This is a genomic window from Streptomyces spiramenti (assembly GCF_012034385.1).
GTDB classification, from domain to species: domain Bacteria; phylum Actinomycetota; class Actinomycetes; order Streptomycetales; family Streptomycetaceae; genus Streptomyces; species Streptomyces spiramenti.
The window spans coordinates 1-3,094 of the sequence record NZ_JAAVJB010000374.1 but is presented as its reverse complement, the minus strand read 5'-3'; the positions used below and the strand labels follow the sequence as shown (position 1 = coordinate 3,094).

Genomic DNA, 3,094 nt, shown 5'->3' with positions numbered 1-3,094 from the left:
GCGGTCGCCTCCGCCGAGCCGCCGCGCCCGCCGGCCTCCGCGCGCTCCTCCGCGGTGAGTTCCCGCTTCGTGCCGCGCAGCGCGCCGATGCCCCAGTAGAGGGCGAGGGCGCCCAGCAGCAGCGCGAGCCAGTCCCAGGCGAAGACCGCGCCCACGAACGCCCAGCCGCCGGCGAGAAGTGCGTACCGTGCGTGCCGTTGCCGGGGGTCGGCCGGGTCCCAGCTCGGGCGGCGCCGCCCCTCGCGGTCGCCGTCCTCGCCGCGGTCGGGGGAGGACTGGCCGAAGCCGCCGCTCTGGCGGCCCGGCTGGCGGGAGCTCCACTGGCGGCCCCAGGGCGACCGGCTCCTGCCCTCCTCGCCCTCCCCCTCGCCCGAACCGTCGCGGTCACCGTCGGCGCCGTCGCGCCCGCCGCCGCCGGAACCGTTATCGCGACCGGCGCGGCGGCGTAGGTGCCAGGGCCGCTCCGGGGCGCCGTCGGGCGGCGCGGCGAAGGGGTTGGGCTCCCCGCCGGCCCGGCCGTCGGAGGAGGATTCACGGCGTCGGTCGGTCATCTGGTCGTCGTATCCCCTTCGTAGCGCCGGTGGTCCCTGGCGGGGGTGCGGCGGTTTCGGTGGTCCCGACCGTACCGTCCGCGCCGGTGGACCGTCGTGCCGGGGGACGGGCGCGTGCCGGTATCGTGACGGTGGCGGCCGGCGCCGTGGTGCGAACCCCGCACCCCTCGCGCGGACCGCCCGATCGCTTCCCGCGGCCCACAGAAAGCACCTCTCCCACGTGGCTCCTGCACCGGCATCGTCCGACCCGGCCCCCTCGTCGGCCCGGCTGGTCGTTCTCGTCTCCGGCTCCGGCACCAACCTCCAGGCGCTGCTCGACGCCGCCGCCGACCCCGCCTACGGGGCCCGCGTCGCTGCCGTCGGCGCCGACCGCGACTGCACCGGGCTGCGGCGCGCGGAGGAGGCGGGCGTCCCGACCTTCGTCCGACGGGTGCGCGACCACGCCACCCGCGAGGAGTGGGACGAGGCGCTCGCGACCGACGTGGCCGCCCACGAACCCGACCTGGTGGTCTCCGCCGGGTTCATGAAGATCGTCGGCGCGCGCTACCTCGCGCGCTTCGCGGGCCGGACCGTCAACACCCACCCGGCCCTGCTGCCCAGTTTCCCCGGCGCCCACGGCGTCCGTGACGCGCTCGCGCACGGCGTCAAGGTGACCGGGTGCACCGTCCACTTCGTCGACGAGGGTGTCGACGCCGGGCCGATCATCGCGCAGCGCGCGGTGGACGTCCGGGAGGACGACGACGAATCCGCCCTGCACGAGCGGATCAAGGAAGTCGAGCGACACATGCTCGTCGATGCCGTGGGGCGCCTGGCCCGGGACGGCTATCGCATCGAGGGACGAAAGGTTCTGATCCCGTGACCGCCGACCGTACGGCCACCACCGCCACCAGCACCGACACCGCCGACGCGGGGCGCCGCCCGCTGCGTCGCGCGCTGGTCAGCGTCTACGACAAGGCCGGGCTGGAGGAACTGGCTACGGGCCTGCACGCCGCCGGCGTCCAGCTGGTCTCCACCGGCTCCACCGCCGCGCGCATCGCCGCAGCAGGCGTCCCGGTGACCCCCGTCGAGGACGTGACCGGCTTCCCGGAGTGCCTCGACGGCCGGGTGAAGACGCTTCACCCCAAGGTGCACGCCGGTATCCTCGCCGACCTCCGGCTGGCGGACCACCGGCAGCAGCTCACCGACCTCCAGGTCGAGCCGTTCGACCTGGTCGTCGTCAACCTCTACCCCTTCCGTGAGACCGTCGCCTCCGGTGCGGCGCCCGACGACTGCGTCGAGCAGATCGACATCGGCGGCCCCGCCATGGTCCGCTCCGCCGCGAAGAACCACCCCTCCGTCGCCGTCGTCGTCAACCCGGCGCGGTACGCGGACGTGCTGGAGGCCGCCGCCGGCGGCGGCTTCGAGCTCGGTGCCCGCAAGCGGCTCGCAGCCGAGGCGTTCGCCCACACCGCCGCCTACGACGCGGCCGTCGCGAGCTGGTTCGCCGCCGACTACGCCGCCGACGACGAGGCGCTGCCCGCCTTCCACGGCTCCGCCTTCGAGCGGCTGCGGTCGCTGCGCTACGGCGAGAACCCGCACCAGCCCGCTGCGCTCTACGGCGACGGCAGTGGCACCGGCCTCGCCGCCGCGGAGCAGCTGCACGGCAAGGAGATGTCCTACAACAACTACGTGGACACCGAGGCCGCCCGGCGCGCGGCCTACGACCACGACCGGCCCGCCGTCGCGATCATCAAGCACGCCAACCCCTGCGGCATCGCGGTCGGCGCCGACGTCGCCGAGGCCCACCGCAAGGCCCACGCCTGCGACCCGGTCTCCGCGTTCGGCGGCGTCATCGCCGTCAACCGCCCGGTGTCCGTGGAGATGGCCGAGCAGGTCGCGGAGATCTTCACCGAGGTCGTCGTCGCTCCCGGCTACGAGGACGGCGCGGTCGACGTGCTGACCCGCAAGAAGAACATCCGGGTACTGCGTTGCGCCGACGCGCCCGCCGCGCGCACCGAGGTCCGCCCGATCGAGGGCGGTCTGCTGGTGCAGGAGAAGGACGTCTTCCAGGCCGAGGGCGACGACCCGGCCAACTGGACCCTCGCCACCGGTGACGCGCTGGACGAGGCGGAGCTCGCGTCGCTGCTCCTCGCCTGGCGCGCCTGCCGCGCCGTGAAGTCCAATGCGATCCTGCTGGCCAAGGACGGCGCCTCCGTCGGCGTCGGCATGGGCCAGGTCAACCGGGTGGACTCCGCCCGCCTGGCCGTGCAGCGGGCGGGCGAGGAGCGCGCTGCCGGTTCCTTCGCCGCCTCGGACGCGTTCTTCCCGTTCGCGGACGGTCTCCAGGTGCTCCTCGACGCCGGTGTCAGGGCCGTGGTGCAGCCGGGCGGCTCGGTGCGCGACGAGGAGGTCGTCGCCGCGGCGCGTGCCGCCGGGGTCACGATGTACCTCACCGGGACCCGTCACTTCTTCCACTGAGCCGACGCGCCGCCCGGCGCGTCCCGCTCCGCCCGCGCCCCGTCGGGGGCGGCGCCGCACCCCGTGTGCCGTGCCGTCCCCGGCGG

General features: G+C 75.2%; 2 protein-coding genes and 1 pseudogene. 2 read left to right on the top strand and 1 reads right to left on the bottom strand.

Annotation, left to right across the window (positions count from 1 at the left end; translation table 11 throughout):
* Positions 1 to 551: pseudogene (locus HCJ92_RS23330) on the bottom strand (hypothetical protein); the annotation flags it as partial.
* A gap of 220 nt (positions 552 to 771) precedes the next feature.
* On the opposite strand from HCJ92_RS23330, the gene purN reads away from it, so the two are divergent.
* A complete protein-coding gene (purN, locus tag HCJ92_RS23325; protein ID WP_167935594.1) occupies positions 772 to 1,410 on the top strand; it encodes a phosphoribosylglycinamide formyltransferase in 639 nt (212 codons plus the stop codon).
* The gene (gene purH / locus HCJ92_RS23320) at positions 1,407 to 3,008 is read left to right on the top strand and encodes a bifunctional phosphoribosylaminoimidazolecarboxamide formyltransferase/IMP cyclohydrolase (protein ID WP_167935593.1); all 1,602 of its coding nucleotides are present in this window, start codon (positions 1,407 to 1,409) and stop codon (positions 3,006 to 3,008) included. The genes purN and purH overlap by 4 nt, the downstream gene beginning before the upstream one ends.
* Positions 3,009 to 3,094: the final 86 nt, after the last annotated feature.